Here is a 24,144-nt window from a genome sequence, read left to right as displayed (position 1 = left end):
CCATGCTTCACTGCCGCTTTCCAAACAGGGGGCGCCAGGAACTATGGAACGGGATTTTAGCGGGTCACCCAGGGTCATCGCCGATCTGGGACGGATCATCGACAGGCTTGAGGCCCTGGGCCGATTGGTCAGGGTACGGTCCGAGGTCGATCCCCGCCACGATCTGGCCGGCATCGCCGCCCGCTTCGAAGGCGGCCCGCAAGCGGTGCTGTTCGAGAAGGTCGCCGGGCACGCCTATCCGGTCTTCGTCGGCCTCTACTGGTCGCGCGAGCTTTTGGGCGCCTTGTTCGACCAACCCGAAACCGCCCTGCCCCAGCATGTCGCCGCCAGCATCAAATCTTGGCAAAGCGCTCCGGTCGATCCGCTGGTGGTGGCCGACGGGCCGGTGTTGGAGGTGACCGAGGCCGAGGTCGATCTATCCACCCTGCCCATTCCCATCCACGCCCTGGAAGACGGCGGCCCCTATTTCGATGCCGCCGTGGTCATCGCCAAGGATCCCGAAACCGGCGTGCGCAACGCCTCGATCCAGCGCTTCCAAGTGATCGGCAAGGATCGTCTGGTGATCAATATCGATGCCGGGCGCCATCTTGGCCTCTATCTCGACAAGGCGGCGGCGCGGGGCGAACCCTTGGCCTTCACCCTCAATGTCGGCGTCGGCCCCGGGGTGCATTTCGCCGCCGCCGCCCCGGCCGAGGCCGCCCCCGTCGAAACCGACGAACTGGGCATCGCCAGCGCCTTCCACGGCGCCCCCCTGGAACTGGTGGCCGGAACCGTCGGGCCGGTGGAAATGGTCGCCCACGCCATGTGGGCCCTGGAATGTGAGATCCGCCCCGGCGAGGTCCACGCCGAGGGCCCCTTCGCCGAGGTGACGGGCTATTACGCCCGGGTCGAGCCCCGGCCTTTGGTGCGGGTCAAGCGCATCCACCGCCGGCGCGCGCCGATCTTTCACACCCTGCTGTCGGGGGCCGAGGTCTTCAATTCGGTCGGACTGCTCGGCGAAGCCAATGTGCTGGCCTTGTTACGGGTCCAGGTGCCCGGGGTCGAGGATGTCTACTTCAGCCATGGCGGCTGCGGGTTTTATCATTGCGTGGTCAAGATCGCCCAAAAGCGCGCCGGCTGGGCCAAACAGGCGATCTTGGCGACCTTCGCCGCCTTTCCGCCGCTGAAGATGGTCACGGTGGTCGATGAGGATGTGGATATTCGCAATGGCCGCGATGTGGAATGGGCGATGACCACCCGGCTTGATGCCAAGACCGGCATTCTGGTCATCGAAAACGCCTTCGGCCACGGCCTCAACCCGACCTTCCCCAATTATCTCGGCACCAAGGTCGGCTTCGATTGCACCCGGCCCTTTCCCCATACCCCGGCCTTTGATCGCGCCAAAACCAAAGCGATGACCCTTGACGGGCTTGATATCGTCGGGGCGAAGCGTTGACGGCGCCCCCGACATAGCCCATCTCCCCAAAGGCGGACAGCGACGCGGAGAGCGTGGTCGACGGGATTAACCCGCACCAAGTGCGCTCTCTTCGCCTGGGTCACGGGTAAACTCGGCTCTTAGATCGATTTTTCCACTGGAATATACATAAAAAACCAATTTCCTTTATGGTTATTCCAGTTCTAGGATGCGCCCTGTTCAGATCACACAACGCAGCGGAGAAGACAATGTCGTTGATTGGTAGCGAAGTTAAGCCGTTCAAGGCCGACGCATTCAAGGCCGGGAAGTTTGTCACCGTCACCGATGACACGCTCAAGGGCAAGTGGTCCGTCGTGTTCTTCTACCCCGCCGACTTCACCTTCGTCTGCCCCACCGAGCTTGAGGACTTGGCCGAGAACTATGCCGAGTTCCAGCGTCTTGGTGTGGAGATCTTCAGCGTCTCGACCGATACGCATTTCGCCCACAAGGCATGGCACGACACCTCGGAAGCCATCAAGAAGATCGAGTACACCATGGTCGGCGATCCGACCGGCACGATCAGCCGGAACTTCGACGTGCTGATCGAAGACGCCGGCCTCGCCGATCGCGGCACCTTCGTCATCGATCCCGAGGGCCGGATCCAGATCGTCGAGATCACCGCCGGCGGCATCGGCCGTGACGCCCTGGAGCTTCTGCGCAAGGTCAAGGCCGCCCAGTACGTCGCCTCCCACCCCGGCGAAGTCTGCCCGGCCAAGTGGAAGGAAGGCGAAAAGACCCTCGCCCCGTCGCTTGATCTGGTCGGCCGTATCTAAACACCGAGACCACGTCCCCCCTGGATCCGACCCCGGTCGGGCCCAGGGGGAGCGAGACGAAACAGGGTCAAACCATCATCCGGGCAGCGCACATCCTCGTTTCACGACATCAGGGGAGCCCCAAGGGGAGTCAGCATTCATGTTGGACAGCAATCTCAAAGCCCAGGTGAAGACCTATCTCGAAAATGTCACCCAGCCGATCGAACTGGTCGCCTCGCTCGACGAGAGCGCGAAGTCCGAAGAGATGCTTGACCTGCTCGAAGACATCGCCGGGCTTTCCGATAAGATCACCCTGATCGGTCGCGACGACGAGGGCCGCAAGCCGTCGTTCTCGATCAACCGCGCCGGCACCGATATCGGCGTGCGCTTCGCCGGCCTGCCGATGGGCCATGAATTCAATTCGTTGATCCTCGCCCTGCTCCACGTTGGCGGCCATCCGTCGAAGACGGCGCCCGAGGTGGTCGAGCAGATTGAAAGCCTGGACGGCGACTATAATTTCGAAACCTATTTCTCGCTCTCGTGCCAGAACTGCCCCGATGTGGTGCAGGCCCTCAATCTGATGAGCGCGCTCAACCCCCGCATCAAGCACACGGCCATCGATGGCGCCTTGTTCCAAGACGAGGTCGAAAGCCGTCAGGTCATGGCCGTGCCGGCCATTTACCTCAACGGCGAGCCCTTCGCCCAGGGCCGTATGACGCTTGAACAGATCCTGGCCAAGCTTGACACCGGCGCGGCCGAGCGCACGGCGGCCAAGCTCAAGGACAAGGAGGCCTTCGACGTTCTGGTCATCGGTGGCGGTCCGGCCGGCGCCGCGGCGGCGATCTATGCCGCGCGCAAGGGCATCCGCACCGGGGTGGCGGCCGAACGCTTCGGCGGTCAGGTGCTCGATACCATGGGCATCGAGAACTTCATTTCCGTGGCCCATACCGAAGGCCCCAAGCTGGCCGCCGCCCTGGAAAGCCACGTCAAGGACTACGCCGTCGACATCATGAACCTCCAGCGCGCCGAAAAGCTGATCCCGGCCAAGACGCCCGGCGGTCTGGTCGAGGTGCAGTTGGCCAGCGGCGCGGCGCTGAAGGCCCGCACCGTCATCTTGTCAACCGGCGCCCGCTGGCGGCAGATGAATGTGCCGGGCGAGGATGCCTATCGCAACAAGGGCGTCGCCTATTGCCCGCATTGCGACGGCCCGCTGTTCAAGGGCAAGCGCGTGGCGGTGATCGGCGGCGGCAATTCGGGCGTGGAAGCCGCCATCGATCTGGCCGGCATCGTCGCCCATGTCACCCTGATCGAATTCGACGCCCGCCTGCGCGCCGATCAGGTGTTGCAGACCAAGCTCGCCAGCCTGAACAACGTGACGATCATCACCTCGGCCCTGACCAGCGAAGTCCACGGCGATGGCGCCAAGGTGGTCGGCCTCAGCTACAAGGACCGCACCACCGAGGAATTCCACCGCATCGACCTTGACGGCATCTTCGTGCAGATCGGTCTGGTGCCCAATACGGAATGGCTGAAGGGCACGGTCGCCCTCAGCCCGCGCGGCGAAATCGAGATCGACGCCCGCGGCCAAACCTCGCTGCCCGGCGTTTTCGCCGCCGGCGACGCCACCACGGTGCCCTATAAGCAGATCATCATCGCCATGGGCGAAGGCTCCAAGGCCGCGCTGTCGGCCTTCGATTACCTGATCCGCCTGCCCCAGGCCGAAGAAACCGCCGCCGCCTGACGCTCTCCTCCTGCTTGCCCGCAGCGAAACAGCCCGGTTCTTCCGGGCTGTTTTCGTGTGAAGACGGGCAACGCTCCCATCCCGCCTGCCGAAGTCGCCTCCGCAAGCCCCCGTCCTGACTGCTCAGTCCGGCAGGTCGTCCCCCTTCATCGGCGGCTTGCCCTTGCCGCTCCGGGCGAGGACAGCAAGCGCCTTAGGGATATCGGCGCGGGCGGCCCGCTCCTGGAAATAGCTTTCCGTGCGCAGGGCCGAAAGCTTTTCCGCAACCGCAACATTGATGAACTGGTTAAGCGCGACCCCCTCGGTCTCAGCCACCTTGCGGGCCTCGTCGAGGAGCGAGGGCTGAAGCCGCAGGTCGAAATTGCTTTTTCTCATGTCCTGACCTCCACGCGTTTCCAGGCTTCGCCCGGCGTTAAGACCTCGATACCGAAGTGGGCGGCAACATTGTCGAAATCGCGGATATTAAACGTCACGATGGCCTCTGCCCGACCATTAACCGCCGCTTCCAGTACCATGTCGTCGTCTGGATCACGTACTGCGGGACGCCACAGAAAGGCTAGGCGGACCGGCTCAGCAACGGCCGCCACGGCATCAAGCAGGATATGCACATCTTCCACTGATAGACCGGCTGCTTCGAGATGCTTTGTCCGCGTCATTACCGCCTGATACTCGATCAATAGCGGTACCGAGGCGAGCACCGTAAATCGCCGCTTCAGAGCCGCCACCAAGAGAAGGCGGGACGCCCCAGCATCGCTTCGGATCGCGGCGACCATGATCGCCGTGTCAAGAATCAACCTCATGACACCATCACTTGGTGAGAGCGTTTGATATTGCAAGCGATCTCACAAATTTGCTCCGCTTCGGAAGAGCTTTTCTATGTACGAATAGTCAAGGCAACAGACAAAGGGAGAAAAACCGACCCAAACACTACCATTCTACCGCTCAGGGGCCACCAGATCGCGGCGGCCGATGCGGCGCAGCGACATGGCCAAGCGGGCGTCGGCGTCGCGGATCTCTTCCAGGGTTTCGCGGGTGACGGTGATGTGCTCCTCGGCGGCGCGGCGGGCGGCGGGGCCGTCGCCGGCGATGATCGCTTCGCCGATCGCCTGATGATGGCCAAGCAGCAGATCACGCACGCCGGGCCGGGCGTAAAGCCGTTCGCGGTTATAAAAGACATCGCGGCGCAAAAGCTGCGAGAAGCCGCGCATGATGTGCAAAATCATAACGTTATAGGTCGCCTCATAGGTGGCGCTGTGCAGATCGGCGTCGGCTTCGGCCTCGGCCGCCGAGTCATCGTCGCCATGGACGGCCGCCATGCGATCCAGGATGGCGCGGATCGCCGCCCGATCAAGGTCGGTGGCGCGCTTGGCGGCCATTTCCGCCGCCGCCCCCTCGACGACGAAGCGGAACTCCAGATAATCGAAGGTCGCCTGGGTGTTGTTCTGGATCAGCAGTTCCAGCGGCTCGGTCAGCGGCCGCAGGAATTCGGCGACGCGCGAGCCCTGGCGATCGGTGACGATCAGCCCCCGGCGTTCCATCGCCGCCAAGCCGTCGCGCAAGGACGGCCGCGAGACATTGAGCTTCAGGGCCAGTTCGCGCTCGGGCAACAGACGTTCCCCCGGACGAAGGGCCCCCTCGGCGATCAGTCGCTCCAGATGATCGGCGATCGTTTCGGCTAGGCGCGTCGCCCTGATCGGCTCGCTCATGATCATCCTTTTCGCTCCGGGTCACCCCACCCCGCCCGACGGCCTTAGTTTAGGCAGCGGGGCCCGCCTTGTCACCCCCGGCCCCATCACCACGGCCGCGACCGCCCAAAACAACCCTTACTCGAAAAAATATTGACCGCGATAGGTCCGTGGTCATACTTCTTGACCAAGAAATCGGAACGAGCGGCGCCATCCTCAAGGCGCCGCCGCCTTTGGGAGGATATCACGGATCAAGCACCCCGGCCTTAGCCGGAGGCGCCGCCTGCTGGCGCGCGCATATCCCCTCCCCCCCTGTGACCAATCGGCCCGCCGCCTTGCGGTTGGGCCGTATCGCATCCGCTTTTGGCATTGGCGCGCCGCACCCCGCCGGCGGCGAGGAAAGGGTTGGCAATGAGTCGTGATGTTCCCGAAAAACCGGCGTCGGTCTATTTCTTCGCCACCTGTCTGGTCGATCTTTTTTACCCCGAAGCCGGATTGGCGGGGATGACCCTGCTTGAGCGCCAGGGGATCAGGGTGATCTTTCCCCCGGGCCAAACCTGCTGCGGCCAGCCGATGCGCAACAATGGCTGGCTTGACGAGGCCCGCGCCATCGCCCGCCAGCAGATCAAGACCTTCCCCAAGCCGATCCCCATCGTCGTGCCCTCGGGCAGTTGCGCCGGCATGATGCACCGCCATTATCCCGAGCTGTTCGCCGGCCAGCCCGACGAGGCCGAGGCCAGGGCCTTCGCCGCCCGCGTCTATGAACTGACGTGGTTCCTGGTCCATGTCTGCAAGCTGAGCCTGACCGACGGCGGACCGCCGGTCACCGTGGCCTTCCACGCCTCCTGCCACAGCCAGCGCGAAATGGGCGTGCGCGGCGAACCCGAAAGCCTGCTGGCCGGACTGAGCAATGTCACCCTGGCCAAGCTGGAGCGGCCCAACGAGTGCTGCGGCTTCGGCGGGGCCTTTTCCGTCCGCCAGCCGGAAATCTCCGCCGCCATGGTCGCCGATAAGATCGACGATCTGAGCAAAAGCGGCGCCAGCGAGGTGCTGAGCGGCGATTGCGGCTGCCTGATGAACATCAAAGGGGCGCTGGAAAAGGCCGGCAGACCGCAAAAAGCCCGCCATATCGCCGAATTCCTGGTCGAGCGCGGCCGATGAACGCCCCCCTTCCCCAGGACACCGCCGCCACCGCCCCCTTGGCCTTCACCGGCAAGGCCAGGGTGGCTTTGAACGATCCGCGCCTGCGCGCCAATTTCCGCCGGGCGATGGACGGCCTGATGAGCAAGCGCGCCGCCCAGTTCGCCGATGCCGACGAATGGCGGACCTTGCGCGCCCGTGGCGCCGAAGCCCGCGCCCGCGCCCTGGCCAAACTGCCCGACTTGCTCGAACGCCTGGAGCGACGCTGCGCCGAAAACGCCATCACCGTCCATTGGGCCGAAACCACCGGGCAAGCCAACGCCATCGTTCTCGATCTCTTGACCGCCGCCGGGGCGAAGACGGTGATCAAAGGCAAATCGATGGTCAGCGAGGAGATGCACCTCAATGCCCATCTCGCCGCCCACGGCATCACCGCCATCGAATCCGATCTGGGCGAATACATCATCCAACTGGCCGGCGAGGCGCCCTCGCATATCGTCATGCCCTGCATCCACAAGAACAAGGCCGAGATCGCCGCGCTGTTCGCCGAGCATATCCCCGGCCAGCCCTATACCGAAAACGTCGATGATCTGACGGGCGCCGCCCGCAACGCCCTGCGCGGTGCCTTCGCCGCCGCCGATGCCGGGATCTCGGGGGTGAATTTCGCCGTCGCCGAAACCGGCACCCTGGTGCTGATCGAGAACGAGGGCAACGGCCGGCTGTCCACCACCCTGCCGCCCCTGCATATCGCCGTGACCGGCATCGAGAAGGTGCTGGAATTCCTCGATGACGTGCCGCCGCTGCTGTCGTTGCTGCCGCGCTCGGCCACCGGCCAGCCGATCACCACCTATGTCAATATGATCAGCGGCCCGCGCCGCCCCGGCGAAAAGGACGGGCCGCAAGCGGTCCATCTGGTGTTGCTCGACAACGGCCGCTCGCGGGTTTACGACGACCCGCAATTGCGCGACACCCTGCGTTGCATCCGCTGCGCCGCCTGTCTCAACCATTGCCCGGTCTATACCCGGGTCGGCGGCCATAGCTATTCCTTCACCTATCCCGGGCCGATCGGCAAAATCCTCAGCCCCCAGCTTGAGGGCCTCGATTGCGCCGGCGATCAGCCCCACGCCTCAAGCCTGTGCGGCGCCTGCGCCGAGGTTTGCCCGGTCGAGATCCCCATCCCCGATTTGCTCGTGCGCCTGCGCGGCGAGGCGATCAGCCCGACCTCGCGGGCGGTCAAGGGCGGGGGCAGCGCGCGAAGCCTGGGCGATCGCCTGGGGCGCCGGCTGTCCACCGCCATTCTTGGTCAGCCCCGGCTGTATGGCCTGATCAGCCGCTTGGCCGGGCGGATCGGCGATCGCCTGCCGTCCTGGCTGCCCGGACTGAACCGCTGGACGCGGGTGCGTAGCAAGCCCGCCTTCGCCCGCCGCAGCCTGCACGCCCTGGCCCGCGAAAGGGGCTATGCCGATGAATGACACCGCCCGCGCCGCCATCCTGGCCCGCCTGCGCGCCGCCCCGCGATCCCCCGCCCCGGCCTATCCGCGCCCCGGAACGCCGGCCTGGGCGCCCCCCGTCCATGGCAGCGAACGGCTGGCCCGCTTCACCGCCCTGCTCGAAGCCGCCCATGCCGAGGTTTATCAGGCCAGCGCCACCGACTGGCCCGCCCGTCTGGCCGAGTTGCTGGAGCAAAAGGCCGTCGCACGGCTGCTCTATGCGCCGACGACGCCGGCCGGGCGCCAGTTGGCCCAGGCCTGGGGCGAGGCCACGGACGGGCGGCCCCGCCTGATCGCCTATGACCGCCCGGTCGAAGCGATGAAGGAAACGCTGGTATCCGGGGTCGAAGCCGCCCTGACCGGTACCCTGGGGGGCATCGCCCATACGGGATCGCTGGTGCTGTGGCCGACCCCCGACGAACCCCGGCTGATGAGCCTGCTGCCACCCCTGCATATCGCCCTGGTCGAGGAGACGGCGATCGCCGACAGCCTGTCGGCGCTGATCGCCAGCCAGCATTGGGCCAAGGCGATGCCGACCAACGCCCTGCTGATCTCCGGCCCGTCGAAAACCGCCGATATCGAACAGACCCTGGCCTATGGCGTCCACGGCCCCAAGGCCCTGATTGTCCTGGTGATCCGCCCATGACCGACCATCCCGCGTCATCCATCGATTATTCCGCCGTTCTCGCCGCGCTGCGCGCCCTGCTGCCCAATGAGCGGATCTTCACCGATCCTTTGCGACTGCTGGCCTATGGCACCGACGCCAGCTTCTACCGCCTGCTGCCCAAGGTGGTGGTCGAGGTCGCCGATGAGGCCGAGGTCGCCCGCGTGCTGGCGATCTGCCGCCAGTACCGCGCCCCGGTGACCTTCCGCGCCGCCGGCACCTCGCTTTCGGGGCAGGCGGTCAGCGAGTCGGTGCTGATGGTCTTGGGCCGGGGATGGACGGGCGCCGTCATCGAAGCCAAGGGCGCGCGCATCCGCTTGCAGCCCGGCGTCATCGGCGCCGAGGCCAACCGCAAGCTGGCGGGCTTTGGCCGCAAGATCGGCCCCGATCCGGCCTCGATCGATACCTGCAAGATCGGCGGCATCGCCGCCAATAACGCCAGCGGCATGTGCTGCGGCACCAGCGACAATTCCTATCAGACCGTCGAGGCGATGCGGCTGATCCTGGCCGATGGCACCCTGGTCGATACCGCCGACGCCCGCAGCATCGCCCGCTTCCGCCAGACCCATGCCGATCTGCTGGCCGGCCTTGCGGCGCTTGGCCGGCGGGTGCGCGCCAACGCCGCGCTTGCGGCGCGCATCCGCCGCAAATACGCGATCAAGAACACCACCGGCTATAGCCTGAACGCCCTGGTCGATTACGACGATCCGCTCGATATCCTCACCCATCTGCTGATCGGTTCGGAAGGCACCCTGGGCTTCATCGCCGAGATCACCTATCGCACCATCGCCGAGCATCCGGCCAAGGCCAGCGCGCTGTTGTTGTTTGCCGATATCGCCGAGGCCTGCCGGGCGGTCACCCTGCTCAAGGCCACGCCGGTCTCCGCCGTTGAACTGATGGACCGCGCCGCTTTGCGCTCGGTCGAGGACAAACCGGGGATGCCGGCCCAGATCCGCGGGCTGGCCCCGGGGGTCGCCGCCTTGCTGGTGGAAACCCGGGCGGCCGATTCCCTCGCCCTGCAGGCCAATATCGAGGAGATCGGCCAGACCTTGGGCGCGGTCACCCCGTTGTTTCCCCCCGCCTTCAGCAGTGACCCCGCCGTTTACGGCACGCTGTGGAAGATCCGCAAGGGCCTGTTCCCGGCGGTGGGCGCGGTGCGGGCGACCGGCACGACGGTGATCATCGAAGATGTCGCCTTCCCGATCGAGCATCTGGCCGCCGCCACCGTGGCGCTGGAGCGTTTGTGTCACGAGCACGGCTACCACGAAGCGATCCTCTTCGGCCATGCCCTTGACGGCAATCTGCACTTCGTCTTCACCCAGGACTTCGGCTCCCAGGCCGAAATCGACCGCTACGCCGCCTTCATGGACGCCGTGGGCGAGATGGTGGTCAAAACCTATGACGGCAGCCTCAAGGCCGAACATGGCACCGGGCGCAATATGGCGCCCTTCGTCGAAATGGAATGGGGAAGCGAGGCCTATGGGCTGATGGGCGAGATCAAGGCGTTGCTTGATCCCTTGGGCCTGCTCAATCCCGGGGTCATCCTCAATGGCGATCCCCGCGCCCATCTCAAAAACCTCAAGCCCTTGCCCGCCGCCGATGCGCTGATCGACAAATGCATCGAATGCGGCTTTTGCGAACCCCTCTGCCCGTCGCTGTTCCTAACGCTCAGCCCGCGCCAACGCATCACCGCCTGGCGCGAGATCGCCCGGCTTGAAAGCGCCGGCGCCAGCGCCGACAAGGCGGCCTTGCGCGATCTTTACGACTATCAGGGTGTTGATACCTGCGCCGCCTGCGGTCTGTGCGGCACCGTCTGCCCGGTCGGCATCAATACCGGCGCCCTGACCACCCAAATCCGGGGAACGCGGCGGGGCCCGACCGGGCGGCGCATCGGCCGTTGGCTGGGGCGCCATTTCGCCGCCACCAGCGCCCTTACCCGCCTGGGTCTGGGCAGCGCCGCGCTGATCGGGCGGACCATCGGCGAAGGCCGACTTGAAACCGCCAGCGCCACCTTGCGTCGGCTGACCGGCAACCGCCTGCCGCGCTGGCATCGCGCCATGCCCAAGGCGACGCCGACCCCGACGCCCCCCCTAGAAACCGCGAACAACAGCCAAAAACCCCGCGTCGTCTATTTTCCCGGATGCGCCGGACGGGCGATGGGCCCGGCCACGAATGATCCCACGGCCCTTCCCTTGCCCGCCCGCACCGAGGCCTTGTTGCGCCGCGCCGGCTTCGAGGTGATCTATCCCGAAGGCCTGGACAATCTGTGTTGCGGCGTGCCCTTTGAAAGCGCCGGTCTGGCCGATGTCGCCGCCGCCAAGACCGCCGAAGTGGCCGCCGCCCTGCGCATCGCCAGCGCCGATGGGACGATCCCCATCATCAGCGATACCAGCCCCTGTTCCCTGCGCCTGAAACAGCATCTCGAGGAACGGCTGCGACCGCAAGACGCCGTCGAGTTCCTTCATGATCACGTTCTTGGTCACCTGCCCCTGCGCCCGACGCCGGGCCCGGTGGCCATTCACATCACCTGCAGCACCCAGCGCATGGGCCTTGGCGGCAAAATGGAAGCCCTGGCCGCGGCGTGCGCCGAAACGGTGATCCGTCCCCCGGGGATCCCCTGTTGCGGCTTTGCCGGTGATCGCGGCTTCGTTCAGCCCGAATTGAACGCCCATGCCCTGCGCGACCTGAAGGCCTCCCTGCCCGAAGGCTGCGCGGAGGGCTATTCCAGCAATCGAACCTGTGAAATCGGCCTGTCGCAGCAGGCCGGTTTTCCCTATCGCTCGATCATTGATTTGGTGGCGTCGCGCGTCGAAGCCGCCGACCAACAAGATCAAGAAACCACGACAACAGAACAGGCCTAAAAAAACGCCAGCGCCCTGGCATCCATGAAAATCGGGAGGATTCATGCAACCCTGGACCCAAGTTTACGACCCTTTTGGAAACATCTGGCTCTCATCGCTTGTCGCGGTGATTCCCATCATTTTCTTCTTTGTCGCCCTGGCGGTCTTTCGTATGAAGGGCGCTCTGGCCGGCACGATCACGGTGCTGCTGGCTTTGGCCGTCGCGGTGTTTTTCTACCAGATGCCGGTGGCCTCGGCCCTGATGTCGGGGATCCAGGGATTTCTCTTCGGCCTGTGGCCAATCGCCTGGATCATCATCGCCGCGGTGTTTTTGTATAAGGTCACGGTCAAGACCGGCCAGTTCGACATCATCCGCGCCTCGGTGATCTCGATCACCGAAGACCAGCGCCTACAGATGTTGATGATCGGCTTTTCCTTTGGCGCCTTCTTGGAAGGCGCGGCCGGTTTCGGCGCCCCGGTGGCGATCACCGCCGCCCTGTTGGTTGGCCTGGGCTTCAATCCGCTTTATGCCGCCGGGCTGTGCCTGATCGCCAATACCGCCCCGGTGGCCTTTGGCGCGGTCGGCATTCCGATCATCGTCGCCGGACAGGTTTCGGGCGTCGATACCTTCAAGATCGGCGCCATGGCCGGTCGCCAATTGCCGTTCCTGGCGGTTTTCGTGCCGTTCTGGCTGATCTTCATCATGGATGGCTGGAAGGGCGTCAAGGAGACATGGCCGGCGGTGCTGGTCGCCGGCGGCAGCTTCGCCCTTTGCGTCTTCCTGACCTCCAACTACATCGGCCCCGAACTGCCCGACATCATTTCCGCCCTGGTCAGCCTGATCGCCATCACCGTCTTCCTGAAATATTGGAAGCCCAAGCGTATTTTCCGCTTCAAGGACACCACCGAGGCCGAACGCCACGCCCATGATTATTCCCTGGGCCAGATCCTGCGGGCTTGGTCGCCCTTCCTCATCCTGACGCTGATGGTCACGCTGTGGAGCCTCAAGCCCTTCAAGGCCCTGTTCGCCAAGGGCGCCGAACTGGCCTTCACCAATCTGACCTGGGAAGTGCCCTTCCTGCATAACCTGATCGCCAAGGTTCCGCCGATCGTGCCGACGATCAAAGAGGTTCCGGCGGTCTATACGCTGAACCTGATATCGGCCACCGGCACCGCCATTCTGATCGCCGCCATCATCGCCATCGTCGCCCTGTCGATGCGTCCGACCGACGGCCTGAAAACCCTGGGCGAGACCTTCCGCGAATTGAAGCTGCCGATCTACACCATCGGCACCGTTCTCGCCTTCGCCTATGTCGCCAACGCCTCGGGGCTGTCGACGACCCTGGCCCTGCTGCTGGCCGGAGCGGGTGACAGCTTCCCCTTCTTCTCGCCGGTTCTCGGCTGGCTGGGCGTCTTCCTGACCGGGTCGGACACCTCGTCAAACGCCCTGTTTGGCGCCTTGCAGGCGACCACCGCCCATCAAATCGGCGTCAGTGACGTCTTGTTGGTCGCGGCCAACACCACCGGTGGCGTCACCGGCAAGATGATTTCGCCGCAATCGATCGCCGTCGCCTGCGCCGCCGTCGGATTGATCGGTCACGAGGCCAATCTGTTCCGCTTCACCCTGAAACACAGCCTGTTCTTCCTGCTAATCATCTGCGTGATGACCACCCTTCAAGCCTATGTCTTCCCCTGGATGATTCCTTAAAAAGGCGCGGGCGGGCGGCAAGCCCGGATTGGCTTTCCGCCCGCCCACCGTGATGACGGGCCTTGGCATACCACAAGGGATATGACCTAATAGGTGTAGATTCCGTTTTTCAGAGCGGGCTCTTGGCCTGTCCCCAATGGGGGGCGGCCAAGCGTTCGGGATAGCTCGGTCAAAATGACGGGATCGGCCCCCTTGGTAAGGAAAGATCCGTCATGGCCCTTCTCGCCAATAGCCGAATCGTAACGAAATTCATTGTTGTTTTCTGCGTCATGGCCGGGATCATGGTGGCTCTGGCGACCTTGAACGGCATCCAAATAAACAAAATCGACACCGATTATTCCGCCTTGCTGGAAAACGAGGTCATTATCGCGACCGAAGCTTTACGGGCGCGCGGCGATATTCAAAACATCGGCCGGCAAATGAACAACGTCCTGTTGATTAGAGAACCGCCCTCCAATCTCGACAAGATCGCGTCGTCGCTTCTTGATCTGCAGACCCTTATCGCTAAAAGTCTCGACAAGATCGAGCAGACCGGCGATGGCAAGGCCGACGCCATGGTCAACGAGGTCCGCGCCATCCTGGAGCGGATCAAAAGAACCAGCGCCGCCACCATCGCCGTGAAACGCGCCGCCGCCGCCGATCATGACACGGTGGCCCGGGCGACCTGGGGGGGACCCGATGGCCGGCCGTTGGTGCTCGGGATTTATGACCGCCTCGAGTCCTTCAGCAACGAGACGCTGACCCGCATCGACACGATTTCGGGTGAGCTAAGCGCTCAATCCACTAACACCATCTGGTTATCGCGCGCGCTGACCGGCCTTGGTCTGGTGGTCGGCATGGCCTTGAGCTTTTTCGTCGCCCTGGTGGGCATCGTTCACCCGCTCGCCCGCCTCAGAGAAGCGATGGCGAAAATCGCTCAAGGCGACCTTGCCGTGGCCATTCCCGGGGTTGAGCGCCGCGACGAGGCCGGGGCGATGGCCGGCGCCGTCATGATCTTCAAGACCAATATGCAAAAGAACCGCGAGATGGAGGAGGAGGCCAAGCAGACCGACCTGCGGGTGCAAAAAGAGCGCCGCGACGCCATGACCCAATTGGCCAATTCCTTCGAATCCCGGGTGATGGACGTGGTGAAGGGCGTCTCGGCCTCCTCGACCGAATTGCAGGCCACCGCCCAATCGATGTCGCGCTCGGCCAGCCAGTCCAATACGCAGACGACCACCGTCGCCGCCGCCGCTGAACAGGCGACCGCCAATGTGCAGACGGTCGCCTCGGCCGCCGAGCAACTCTCGGCGTCGATTTCCGAAATATCGCGTCAGGTTTCGGAATCAACGCGGATCTCGACGGCGGCTTCGGAAGAGGCCGCCCGCGCCGACGCCATGGTTCAAGGCTTGGCAAGTACCGCCGACCGCATCGGCGCCGTGGTCAAGCTGATCAACGATATCGCCTCGCAAACCAATTTGCTGGCGCTCAACGCCACCATCGAAGCCGCCCGCGCCGGCGAGGCCGGCAAGGGATTCGCCGTCGTCGCCGGCGAGGTCAAGGGCTTGGCCAATCAAACCGGCCGGGCGACCGAGGAGATCGGCCAGCAGATCGCCGCCGTCCAGGAAGAAACCCGCCGCACGGTCGAGGCGATCAAGGGCATCACCACCGTTATCGATCAGGTGCGCCAGATTTCCTCGTCCATCGCCTCGGCGGTCGAGGAACAAGGAGCGGCCACCCAGGAAATCGCCCGCAACGTCCAGCAGGCCGCCCAGGGAACACGCGACGTGTCCCATAATATTATGGGCGTCAGCCAAAGCGTGGCCTCGACCGGCGGGGCGGCCGAACAACTGCTGGCCTCGGCCAGCGAACTGGCGCGCAATTCCGAAACGCTGAGAAGCGAGGTCGCGCTGTTCCTCAGCGAGGTGCGCTCGACCTAAGGCGCCCCCCGGCCGACGCCCGCCCCCTCACCGCGCCAAGCCCTTGATAGGGAAGCAAATCCTCGTGGTACTCCCCTCCAGAGCGCTCGGGATTTGCTTTCGCGCGGCCTGACTCTTATTCCTGGAAAAACGGGGATTGGCGGGAATCAAAGGCTGGCGAGATTCCGCCCAGGTCGATGGTGATCGCCGATTGGATCGTTCTGACTAGGACCCGGCCGGTCGCCGTATAAAAGCGGATGAGCAGGCCGTTTTCGCCACCCGTCCGCCGGGCCAGGGTGGGAATGCCCTGGGCGTGCAGCCATTCGATGGCGATCTTGACATTCTTGGTGCCAACGCTGTCGCCGGTCGCCCCGAAGGGAAGAACGGCGGCGCCGCCAAAGACCTTGGCGCGCAGATCCTTGGTTTCACAGCCCAATTCGCCCATGCGGGCATGCAACCGGTCAAGGGCCACATCGCCATAGCGCAGGCTGTCCTCGCCGGCCGGATTGTGGGGCAGCACGAAGTGGTTCATCCCCGCCGCCCGGTTATGGCGATCGATCAGACAGACGGCCACGCAGGATCCCAATACCGTGCTGATGACCGCCGGCGCGGCGCCGCAATAGAGCGTTCCAGGGGTCAGAAAGGGCTTGGGCATCGAATTGACCATCGGCGAAAAGCCCTGCCACAACGGGGAAAGACAGGTCATCGGTTACCGGCGCGCAGAATTTCCATCGCCAGCATCTCGAGCGGCAGGATCTTGTCGGCCGCCCCCAGGGCGATCGCTTCCTTCGGCATGCCGAAAACCACCGAGGTGGCTTCGTCCTGGGCGATGGTATAGGCGCCGGCCTTTCGCATCTCGAGCAATCCGCGCGCCCCATCGTCACCCATGCCGGTCATGATGATGCCCACGGCGTTCGAACCGGCGTGACTGGCCGCCGAGCGGAACAACACATCGACCGAAGGACGGTGACGCGAGACCAAGGGACCATCCTTGACCGAGACATAGTACCGCGCTCCGCTGCGCTGGAGCAACATGTGGTGGTTGCCCGGCGCGATCAGCACCCGGCCGCGCATCACCGTATCGCCATCGACGGCCTCCTTGACCTCCATGTCACACAGGCTATCGAGGCGGCGGGCGAACGCCTCGGTGAATTTCTCGGGCATGTGCTGGACGATGACGATGGCCGGGCTGGCCGCCGGCAGGGCTTCCAGCACCTCGCGCAGGGATTCGGTGCCGCCGGTCGAGGCGCCGATGCAGATGACCGATTCCGTGGTTCTGGCCATGGCGTTGCGCCCGGCCACCGGCGGCGGCAGAACGGCGTCGGCGGTCAGCTTCTTTTCGGGCACCCTTGGCCGGTTGGCGCGCCCCGCAGCGGGCATGGAGCGCAGACGGGCGCCGGCGGCGGCCTTGACCACGTCGCAGATATGGATTTTCGATTCCAGAAGGAACTGGGCGGTGCCGACGCGGGGCTTGAGAATGATCTCGACCGCCCCGGCCTCCCAGGCCTGCGAGGCGGTTTCCGAATCCGTTTCGGTCAACGAGGAGCACACGACCACCGGAATCGGCCGCTGGGCCATGATCTTGCGCAGAAAGGTGATGCCGTCCATGCGCGGCATCTCGACATCAAGGGTGATGACATCGGGCACTTCCTGCTGGATGCGCCGGGCGGCGACATAAGGGTCGGGCGCGGTGCCGATCACCTCGATCCCCGGATCGGATTCCAGGATCTCGGTCATCGTCTGGCGAACGGAGGCGGAATCATCGACAATCAGGACACGGATTTTGCGGGGCATGGGCTACTCGCGTTGAAAAACGGTGGTACCGACCGCTTTCAGCGGCAAGCCAAACCCCGCCAGGGATTCCGAATGTCCAAGGAACAGATATCCTCCGGGGCGCAAATGGCTGCACAGCCTGGTCAGAACCGCCTGCTGGGTCGGCTTGTCAAAATAGATCAGCATATTGCGACAGAACACGATATCCAGGTCCTGATCGACCGGATAGGAACTGTCCATCAGGTTCAAGCGACCGAATTGCACGATGCGGCGCAAAGCGGGAACGATCCGCACCAAAGCGCGCGTCGCGTCCTTTGAGCGCATCAGATAGCGCTTGCGCATGTCCATCGGCACCGGGGCGATCATGCCTTCCGGGTAAATCGCCGTCGCCGCCGTTTCAAGCACGCGCACCGAGATATCGGTCGCCAGGATGTTGATACGGAACCCGCCCAGCTTCTGGCTGGCGTCGGCCAGGACCATGGCCAGGGTATAGGGCTCGGCGCCGATCGAACTCGCGGTGCTCCACACCTTGATCAGCGTCTGCGGCCCGGCCCGGCGAGCGGCGACGATCTGGGGCAAGGCGCGCTCGGCCAGGAAGGTGAAATGCTGGGGTTCGCGGAAGAACTCGGTCTTATTGGTGGTAATCACATCGATCAGATAGAGGGTCTCCTGGGCGAGCCCCCCCTCATCGAAAAGCCGGCGGCAGTAATCGGTCAGATGGGCCGCCCCGGTCGCGGACACCCGCTTGCGCAGGCGTCCTTCGACCATGGTCTTCTTCGAATCCGGCATCTTGATGCCGCTGTAGTCGTGGATGAACGTCGCCAGACGACGGAAATCGCGCATGCTCAGATGGTCAAGATTTCCCGTCGTCGTCGTCATGCATCGTCCCTTCAATAACGCTCGAATTCACTATCGCGGGCATCGCTCGCCCCGGAAGCGAGGTCAAGGGCGTATCCATTGGTCTCGGTAGGAGCACTATGCACTTTCCGAGCCAAGGCCGTCTTGGTTTTTCCCGCAGGGGAAGGCGCGGAAAGGGCGGCCAGCTTGCGCCCGGTGGTGGGAGCGTGGGCCGGGCGTGTTGTCGGACGCGTCGCAATTGGCCGCGAATTGCTTCCTGCGCCATCAAGTCGGAAATAGGGGATGCTGGCTTGAAGCTGTTCGGACTGGGCGGCCAGTTCCTCCGAGGTCGCCGACATTTCCTCCGACGCGCTGGCGTTCTGCTGGGTCACCTTGTCAAGCTGCTGGATCGCCTGATTGATCTGGTCACCGCCGATATCCTGCTCGCGACAGGCGGCGCTGATCTCGGAAACCAGTTCGGCGGTTTTTCTGATATCGGGGACCAGACGGCCGAGCATATCCCCGGCCTCCTGGGCGGCGCGCACGGTTTGCGACGACATGGTGCTGATCTCGGCCGCCGCCGTCTGGCTGCGTTCGGCCAGCTTGCGCACTTCCGAAGCGACGACGGCGAAGCCGCGCCCATGCTCGCCGGCCCTTGCGGCCTCGACGGCGGCGTTGAGCGCCAGCAGATCGGTCTGGCGGGCGATCTCTTGAACGATGGTGATCTTCTCGGCGATCGTCCGCATCGCCGAAACGGCGCGGGTCACCGCCTCACCGCTGGCCTGGGCATCGAGCGAGGATTGGCGGGCGATCTTCTCGGTCTGGCTGGCGTTATCGGCGTTCTGCTTGATATTGGCCGCCATCTCCTCCATCGAGGCCGAGGCCTCTTCGGCCGAGGACGCCTGTTCGGTGGCGCCCTGCGACAATTCCTCGGCGGTCGCCGACAATTCCTGACTGCCCGACGACACGTTCTCGGCGGCGCTATTGGCCTCGCCGACCACCTCGCGCAGCTTTTCAACCATGCGCTTGAGCGCCATTCCCAAGGTATCCTTGTCCGACAGGGGCTTGGCTTCGACCGTCAAATCGCCGCCGGCCACCGCGTCGGCGACTGCGGCGGTTTCCCGCAGGTTCGCCGTCATCTTGTTGAGGGAATCGACCATATCCTTGATCTCATCATTGGTCTTGGCGCTGACCGTTTGATCGAGATCGCCGATGCTGACGGCTTCGGCCAGACCAATGGCGCTGCGCAGGCCACGACTGATGCTGAGCGAAATCCAAGTCGCCGCCACCACGGCGATCAGAAGAGAGGCGGCGATGACCCCAAGCAATAACAGCCGGGCGCTTTCGTATTGACGGAGGGCGTCAGCCTGGGTTTGATCCATGGACTTCTGCTCATCGGCGATCAGATCGACAAGCGTGGCGTCAACGCGTTCAAGGATCTGTCGCCCCTGACCACGCGACAGAGTGGCGGCTTCACCCGCTCTGTCATCTTTGGCAAGGGCGATGATTTTACCCTGCACAGCAGCATATTCTCGCCAAAGATCGGAGAAAATATCGACGTTCTGCCGATTAACATCGGTAGCGTTTTCTTCAAGCTTCAAACGATGACCATCCAGAACTTTCTGTTCTTTGATGATCCGTTGTTCGTACATGGCAATAAGCTCTGGGGTGTCGGCGACGAGCAAACTTTTCTCCGAGCGTGACACAGTCAACAAGTCGCTAAAGAGCTCTTGGGCCCTCTGGATTTGCCGCACCGGCCCATCAACCATCGCGACAAACGATTCATTAAGGGCGCCCATCTTTTGTATGCCAAGCCCAGCCGTCGCCATGGAAAGAAGGACGATGACCGCGAAGGTCAAGGCCAACTTGATTTTGATTGTGACACGCATAATGATACCTTCCCCGGAATTTTAAATATGAATGACAGGATTGGCGAAACCCCATCGCCATTTCCCATCATCGATCTCAATACTTCTCGAAGTCGCCATCCTGGGCGTCGCCGGCGCCGTGACCGAGATCAAGGGAAAAGCCGGTCGTCATGCCCGCTTTGCGCCCGGGACCACCCCGCGCCGCACCCGCTTTGCCAAGCGACCGCGCGACGCGCCCGATGGTTGGCGGTTTGGCCGACGGCGTGGACCGCCGGGCCCCGCTTCCCTCATCGACGCGGAAATAGGCGATGCTGGCTTGAAGCTGTTCGGACTGGGCGGCCAGTTCCTCCGAGGTCGCCGACATCTGCTCGGAGGCGCTGGCGTTCTGCTGGGTCACCTTGTCAAGCTGCTGGATCGCCTGATTGATCTGATCGCCGCCGATATCCTGCTCGCGGCAGGCGGCGCTGATCTCGGAAACCAGTTCGGCGGTTTTTCTGATATCGGGCACCAGTCGGCCCAACATTTCTCCGGCCTCCTGGGCGGCGCGCACGGTTTGCGACGACATGGTGCTGATCTCGGACGCCGCCATCTGGCTGCGTTCGGCCAGCTTGCGCACTTCCGAAGCGACGACGGCGAAACCGCGCCCATGCTCGCCGGCCCTTGCCGCCTCGACGGCGGCATTGAGCGCCAGCAGATCGGTCTGGCGGGCGATCTCCTGAACGATGGTAATCTTCTCGGCGATCGTCTGCATCGCCACCACGGCGCGGGTCACCGCCTCGCCGCTGGCCTGGGCATCAAGCGAGGATTGGCGGGCGATCTTCTCGGTCTGGCTGGCGTTATCGGCGTTCTGCTTGATATTGGCCGCCATCTGCTCCATCGAGGCCGAGGCCTCTTCGGCCGACGACGCCTGTTCGGTGGCGCCCTGCGACAATTCCTCGGCCGTCGCCGACAATTCCTGACTGCCCGAGGACACATTCTCGGCGGCCGAGGTCGCCTCGCCGACCACCTCGCGCAGCTTTTCAACCATGCGCTTGAGCGCCAACCCCAGGGTATCGTTCTCTGACTGGGGCTTGGCCTCGACCGTCAGCGTGCCATCGGCGATGGCGTCGGCAACCTCGGCCGTCGCCCGCAGACTGCTGATCATCCGCCGCAGGGCGATCCCCAAGGCGTCCTTGTCCGACAGCGGCTTGGACTCGACCGAAAGATCGCCATCGGCAACCGTATCGGCGATTTTGGCCGTCGCCCGCAAGGTGGCGGTCATGGTGTTGAGGGCATCGACCATATCCTTGATCTCATCGTTGGTCTTGACGCTGACCGTCTGATCAAGGTCGCCAATACTGACCGCTTCGGCCAACCGAATGGTCCCGCGCAGGCCCCGACTGATGCTAAGCGAGATCCAGGTCGCCGCCACGACGGCGATCAAGACCGAAACCAGGATCAACCCGATCAGAAGAAGCCTCGCCTCGGCATATTGGCTGGCGGCTTGGGCTTCGGTGCGGGTCATGGCCGCCCGTTCGCTCTCGATCAGGGCGGTAAGGGTAGTATCGGCGCGGTCGAGCACCGCCCGGGCATCGACCCGCGACAGGGCTATTGCCTCCTCCATGCGGCCGCTTTTGGCCAAGGCGATGATCTGGGACTGCAAGGTGGCGTACTGCTGCCAAAGGGGCGTGAAGGCGCTGATCGCGTTTGCGCTCTCCTCGGTGGCCAGGGCGGCGAGTTGGTCGCGTCGCGTCTCCACCCCTTGTTGTTCCTTGGCGATCCGCGTCTCGTATTGGCCCTGCGTGTCCGGACCGGCCAGCAGCAGCGCTTTCTCGGAACGCGACACCGTCACCAACTCGCTATAAAGCTCCTGGGCGAGTTGGATCCTTTGGACCGGCCCTTCGACCATGGCGACAAGCGAGCCGTTGAGGGCCCCCAGCTTCTGAATGCCCAGTCCAGCCGTCGCCATGGCCAGGATAACGATGATGGCGAAGGTGAATGCCAGTTTCAGCGGGATCGACAGTCGCATCATGAAAATCCTTGGCCTTCAGCGTTCCTAAACGGAACCGGGGGAAAGATCGGCCGGCTCGGCGGCCGTACTGGCCTGGGTTAGGAGAGAGGGGGCGAGAAGCGCCACCTCCTCCGTCGAAAACAGCTTGGGCAGATTGAACAGAATGACGAAATCATTGCCCCGGCGACCGATGCCGCGGATGTACTCGGAGCGCCAGGCCACACCGATATCGGGCGGCGCCTCAAGTTGGCCGACGTCAAGGCCCATGACTTCGAACACCTTGTCGGCGATCAGCCCAAGGACCAATTGACGGCCGCCGACGGCGATATCGAGCACCAGAATGCGGGTGTTCTCGGTCACCGTGGCGGCGGTGAGGCCAAGCTTCAGCCGCAGATCGATCACCGGCACGCCACGCCCGCGCACATCGATCAACCCGGCGAAATAGGCCGGGGTCTCGGGGATGCGGAACATCGGCCGGATATCAAGGATCTCCACCACCGCTTCGACCGGCACCGCGAAAATTTCGCGGTCGATCCCCAGGGTGACGAATTGGGTTTCCCCGGAAACGTCTTTCTGATCAGCCATGTCCGTGCTCAATACTTCTCGAATTCAACGTCTTGGGCGTCGCTTCCGCCCTGGGCGAGATCAAGGGTGAAGCCGGTGTCGGCCCCATTGCGCTTGGCGCCATTGCGCCCGGCGGCGGGGTTGCCGAGGGCGACCCGCCCGCCGCGCGCCACCGGCTTTTTGACCAGGGCGGTGCCGACGGGACGGGACAGCCGTCGCGACGGCATGGCGCGGGTCCCTCCGTTGCCCTCGTCGACGCGGAAGTAGGAGATGCTGGCCTGAAGCTGTTCGGACTGGGCGGCCAGTTCCTCCGAGGTCGCCGACATTTCCTCCGAGGCGCTGGCGTTCTGCTGGGTCACCTTGTCAAGTTGTTGGATCGCCTGATTGATCTGATCGCCGCCGATATCCTGCTCGCGGCAGGCGGCGCTGATCTCGGAAACCAATTCGGCGGTTTTTCTGATATCGGGCACCAACCGGCCAAGCATATCTCCGGCCTCCTGGGCAGCGCGCACGGTTTGCGACGACATGGTGCTAATCTCGGCCGCCGCCAGCTGACTGCGTTCGGCCAGCTTGCGCACTTCCGAAGCGACGACGGCGAAACCGCGCCCATGCTCGCCGGCCCTTGCCGCCTCGACGGCGGCGTTGAGCGCCAGCAGATCGGTCTGGCGGGCGATCTCTTGAACGATGGTGATCTTCTCGGCGATCGTCTGCATCGCCACCACGGCGCGGGTCACCGCCTCGCCGCTGGCCTGGGCATCGAGCGAGGATTGGCGGGCGATCTTCTCGGTCTGGCTGGCGTTATCGGCGTTCTGCTTGATATTGGCCGCCATCTGCTCCATCGAGGCCGAGGCCTCTTCGGCCGAGGACGCCTGTTCGGTGGCGCCCTGTGACAATTCCTCGGCCGTCGCCGACAATTCCTGACTGCCCGAGGACACGTTCTCGGCGGCGCTATTGGCCTCGCCGACCACCTCGCGCAGTTTCTTCACCATGGCGTTGATATGGCCGATCAGATCACCGACTTCGTCGCGCGGCACGTTATCGATGGTCTTGGTCAGATCGCCCCCGGCGACCTCCTGGGCTAGGCTACCAGCCCGGCCCAAACCACGGCTGATCCCCAGGGAAATCCACAGTCCGGCGCCAACGGCGATGATCAAGGAAACGAGGATGGTCGACAGCAGAAAGGTACGGGAGCTTTCATACTGGGCCGTCGCGTCCGCCTGGGCCTGCTCCATCTGGGTCTGGTTCAGGTCGACCAGATCCATATTTTGCTTTTCGACATCGCCAACGATCTGGCGACCCTCGCTGACCGAGAGTTCCTGGGCTTTCAAGGGTTCGCCGGCGCGGACGAAGCCGCGGACCTTTTCGTCGAACAGCGCGAATTCCCCCCAGGCCACGCGAAAGGCTTCCCATTTCGGCTTGCCTTCGGGGGTGGCGGCGCTCACCGCCTGATCGAGGATGTTGGTGATCTGCGGCCGCAGGCCCAGGATGGTCTTCTCGTGTTGAGCGGCCTCCTGGGGCGAGACGGCGAGGATCATGTTCTTCTGGGCGCGAATGACCTGAAGAACATCGACCAGCAGCTTTTCCGCCGTTTGCAGACGCTGGACCGGCCCATCAACCAAGCCACGCAGATTGGCCTCAAGCCCGGCAAGGCTGGTGACCCCCAGGCCCGCCGTGACCATTGACAGGGCGATGATGACGGCGAAGGTCAGTCCGAGCTTCAACTTGATCGAAATGCGCATCG

At 64.0% G+C, this 24,144-nt stretch carries 19 protein-coding genes; 9 read left to right on the top strand and 10 right to left on the bottom strand.

Going from position 1 to position 24,144, the window contains the following annotated elements; genetic code table 11:
- The first annotated feature begins 43 nt into the window (after positions 1-43).
- The 3 genes from RRU_RS07380 (at position 44) to ahpF (ending at position 3,946) form a co-directional block, all read left to right on the top strand.
- Positions 44-1,435, top strand: coding sequence for a UbiD family decarboxylase (locus RRU_RS07380; RefSeq protein ID WP_011389173.1), 1,392 nt, complete (start codon positions 44-46; stop codon positions 1,433-1,435).
- Positions 1,436-1,662: 227 nt separating this feature from the next.
- Positions 1,663-2,226, top strand: coding sequence for an alkyl hydroperoxide reductase subunit C (ahpC, locus tag RRU_RS07375; protein ID WP_011389172.1), 564 nt, complete (start codon positions 1,663-1,665; stop codon positions 2,224-2,226).
- A gap of 139 nt (positions 2,227-2,365) precedes the next feature.
- Positions 2,366-3,946 (top strand): alkyl hydroperoxide reductase subunit F, encoded by a 1,581-nt coding sequence (gene ahpF, locus RRU_RS07370; RefSeq protein ID WP_011389171.1) that lies wholly within the window; start codon positions 2,366-2,368, stop codon positions 3,944-3,946.
- A 123-nt stretch (positions 3,947-4,069) separates the two neighbouring features.
- Here the strand turns inward: ahpF and RRU_RS07365 are convergent, their stop codons facing one another.
- From RRU_RS07365 to RRU_RS07355, 3 genes are all read right to left on the bottom strand, one after another.
- On the bottom strand, positions 4,070-4,321 hold the full coding sequence (locus tag RRU_RS07365) for a toxin-antitoxin system HicB family antitoxin (protein ID WP_011389170.1): 252 nt from the start codon (positions 4,319-4,321) through the stop codon (positions 4,070-4,072).
- Positions 4,318-4,746 carry a putative toxin-antitoxin system toxin component, PIN family gene (locus RRU_RS07360; RefSeq protein ID WP_014626168.1) on the bottom strand — a complete coding sequence of 143 codons (429 nt, stop codon included), beginning with the start codon at positions 4,744-4,746 and terminating at the stop codon, positions 4,318-4,320. The genes RRU_RS07365 and RRU_RS07360 overlap by 4 nt, the downstream gene beginning before the upstream one ends.
- Before the next feature lie 135 nt (positions 4,747-4,881).
- On the bottom strand, positions 4,882-5,658 hold the full coding sequence (locus RRU_RS07355) for an FCD domain-containing protein (RefSeq protein ID WP_011389168.1): 777 nt from the start codon (positions 5,656-5,658) through the stop codon (positions 4,882-4,884).
- 384 nt (positions 5,659-6,042) lie between these two features.
- On the opposite strand from RRU_RS07355, the gene RRU_RS07350 reads away from it, so the two are divergent.
- The 6 genes from RRU_RS07350 (at position 6,043) to RRU_RS07325 (ending at position 15,392) form a co-directional block, all read left to right on the top strand.
- A complete protein-coding gene (locus tag RRU_RS07350; protein ID WP_011389167.1) occupies positions 6,043-6,792 on the top strand; it encodes a (Fe-S)-binding protein in 750 nt (249 codons plus the stop codon).
- The gene (locus RRU_RS07345; RefSeq protein WP_011389166.1) at positions 6,789-8,243 is read left to right on the top strand and encodes a lactate utilization protein B; all 1,455 of its coding nucleotides are present in this window, start codon (positions 6,789-6,791) and stop codon (positions 8,241-8,243) included. The genes RRU_RS07350 and RRU_RS07345 overlap by 4 nt, the downstream gene beginning before the upstream one ends.
- A complete protein-coding gene (locus RRU_RS07340; RefSeq protein ID WP_011389165.1) occupies positions 8,236-8,907 on the top strand; it encodes a LutC/YkgG family protein in 672 nt (223 codons plus the stop codon). The genes RRU_RS07345 and RRU_RS07340 overlap by 8 nt, the downstream gene beginning before the upstream one ends.
- On the top strand, positions 8,904-11,786 hold the full coding sequence (locus RRU_RS07335) for an FAD-binding and (Fe-S)-binding domain-containing protein (RefSeq protein ID WP_011389164.1): 2,883 nt from the start codon (positions 8,904-8,906) through the stop codon (positions 11,784-11,786). The genes RRU_RS07340 and RRU_RS07335 overlap by 4 nt, the downstream gene beginning before the upstream one ends.
- Positions 11,787-11,829: 43 nt before the next feature.
- Positions 11,830-13,473: a lactate permease LctP family transporter gene (locus tag RRU_RS07330; RefSeq protein WP_011389163.1), complete on the top strand. Its 1,644-nt coding sequence runs from the start codon at positions 11,830-11,832 to the stop codon at positions 13,471-13,473.
- A gap of 212 nt (positions 13,474-13,685) precedes the next feature.
- Positions 13,686-15,392, top strand: a complete 1,707-nt coding sequence (locus RRU_RS07325; RefSeq protein WP_011389162.1) for a methyl-accepting chemotaxis protein — start codon at positions 13,686-13,688, stop codon at positions 15,390-15,392.
- A gap of 115 nt (positions 15,393-15,507) precedes the next feature.
- On the opposite strand, the gene RRU_RS07320 is transcribed toward RRU_RS07325, so the two are convergent.
- The 7 genes from RRU_RS07320 to RRU_RS07290 form a co-directional block, all read right to left on the bottom strand.
- Entirely contained in the window at positions 15,508-16,077 is a 570-nt protein-coding gene (locus tag RRU_RS07320) for a chemotaxis protein CheD (RefSeq protein ID WP_014626167.1), read from the bottom strand.
- Positions 16,074-17,165, bottom strand: coding sequence for a protein-glutamate methylesterase/protein-glutamine glutaminase (locus RRU_RS07315; RefSeq protein ID WP_011389160.1), 1,092 nt, complete (start codon positions 17,163-17,165; stop codon positions 16,074-16,076). The genes RRU_RS07320 and RRU_RS07315 overlap by 4 nt, the downstream gene beginning before the upstream one ends.
- Before the next feature lie 3 nt (positions 17,166-17,168).
- Positions 17,169-18,023 (bottom strand): CheR family methyltransferase, encoded by an 855-nt coding sequence (locus tag RRU_RS07310; RefSeq protein WP_011389159.1) that lies wholly within the window; start codon positions 18,021-18,023, stop codon positions 17,169-17,171.
- Positions 18,024-18,034: 11 nt separating this feature from the next.
- Complete coding sequence (locus RRU_RS07305; protein WP_011389158.1) at positions 18,035-19,870, bottom strand: methyl-accepting chemotaxis protein; 1,836 nt, start codon at positions 19,868-19,870, stop codon at positions 18,035-18,037.
- A gap of 76 nt (positions 19,871-19,946) precedes the next feature.
- Positions 19,947-21,857 carry a HAMP domain-containing methyl-accepting chemotaxis protein gene (locus RRU_RS07300; RefSeq protein ID WP_014626164.1) on the bottom strand — a complete coding sequence of 637 codons (1,911 nt, stop codon included), beginning with the start codon at positions 21,855-21,857 and terminating at the stop codon, positions 19,947-19,949.
- 27 nt (positions 21,858-21,884) lie between these two features.
- Positions 21,885-22,424, bottom strand: a complete 540-nt coding sequence (locus tag RRU_RS07295) for a chemotaxis protein CheW (RefSeq protein WP_011389156.1) — start codon at positions 22,422-22,424, stop codon at positions 21,885-21,887.
- 8 nt (positions 22,425-22,432) lie between these two features.
- The gene (locus RRU_RS07290) at positions 22,433-24,142 is read right to left on the bottom strand and encodes a methyl-accepting chemotaxis protein (protein WP_011389155.1); all 1,710 of its coding nucleotides are present in this window, start codon (positions 24,140-24,142) and stop codon (positions 22,433-22,435) included.
- Between the last annotated feature and the right edge of the window lie 2 nt (positions 24,143-24,144).

The organism is Rhodospirillum rubrum ATCC 11170 (assembly GCF_000013085.1).
GTDB classification, from domain to species: domain Bacteria; phylum Pseudomonadota; class Alphaproteobacteria; order Rhodospirillales; family Rhodospirillaceae; genus Rhodospirillum; species Rhodospirillum rubrum.
This window is presented reverse-complemented; position numbering and strand designations above follow the sequence as displayed.

Coding starts and splice junctions, on each gene's coding strand:
- RRU_RS07380 (WP_011389173.1), top strand. CDS start 44: ATGGAACGGGATTTTAGCGGGTCACCCAGGGTCATCGCCGATCTGGGA.
- ahpC (WP_011389172.1), top strand. CDS start 1,663: ATGTCGTTGATTGGTAGCGAAGTTAAGCCGTTCAAGGCCGACGCATTC.
- ahpF (WP_011389171.1), top strand. CDS start 2,366: ATGTTGGACAGCAATCTCAAAGCCCAGGTGAAGACCTATCTCGAAAAT.
- RRU_RS07365 (WP_011389170.1), bottom strand. CDS start 4,321: ATGAGAAAAAGCAATTTCGACCTGCGGCTTCAGCCCTCGCTCCTCGAC.
- RRU_RS07360 (WP_014626168.1), bottom strand. CDS start 4,746: ATGAGGTTGATTCTTGACACGGCGATCATGGTCGCCGCGATCCGAAGC.
- RRU_RS07355 (WP_011389168.1), bottom strand. CDS start 5,658: ATGATCATGAGCGAGCCGATCAGGGCGACGCGCCTAGCCGAAACGATC.
- RRU_RS07350 (WP_011389167.1), top strand. CDS start 6,043: ATGAGTCGTGATGTTCCCGAAAAACCGGCGTCGGTCTATTTCTTCGCC.
- RRU_RS07345 (WP_011389166.1), top strand. CDS start 6,789: ATGAACGCCCCCCTTCCCCAGGACACCGCCGCCACCGCCCCCTTGGCC.
- RRU_RS07340 (WP_011389165.1), top strand. CDS start 8,236: ATGAATGACACCGCCCGCGCCGCCATCCTGGCCCGCCTGCGCGCCGCC.
- RRU_RS07335 (WP_011389164.1), top strand. CDS start 8,904: ATGACCGACCATCCCGCGTCATCCATCGATTATTCCGCCGTTCTCGCC.
- RRU_RS07330 (WP_011389163.1), top strand. CDS start 11,830: ATGCAACCCTGGACCCAAGTTTACGACCCTTTTGGAAACATCTGGCTC.
- RRU_RS07325 (WP_011389162.1), top strand. CDS start 13,686: ATGGCCCTTCTCGCCAATAGCCGAATCGTAACGAAATTCATTGTTGTT.
- RRU_RS07320 (WP_014626167.1), bottom strand. CDS start 16,077: ATGACCTGTCTTTCCCCGTTGTGGCAGGGCTTTTCGCCGATGGTCAAT.
- RRU_RS07315 (WP_011389160.1), bottom strand. CDS start 17,165: ATGCCCCGCAAAATCCGTGTCCTGATTGTCGATGATTCCGCCTCCGTT.
- RRU_RS07310 (WP_011389159.1), bottom strand. CDS start 18,023: ATGACGACGACGACGGGAAATCTTGACCATCTGAGCATGCGCGATTTC.
- RRU_RS07305 (WP_011389158.1), bottom strand. CDS start 19,870: ATGCGTGTCACAATCAAAATCAAGTTGGCCTTGACCTTCGCGGTCATC.
- RRU_RS07300 (WP_014626164.1), bottom strand. CDS start 21,857: ATGCGACTGTCGATCCCGCTGAAACTGGCATTCACCTTCGCCATCATC.
- RRU_RS07295 (WP_011389156.1), bottom strand. CDS start 22,424: ATGGCTGATCAGAAAGACGTTTCCGGGGAAACCCAATTCGTCACCCTG.
- RRU_RS07290 (WP_011389155.1), bottom strand. CDS start 24,142: ATGCGCATTTCGATCAAGTTGAAGCTCGGACTGACCTTCGCCGTCATC.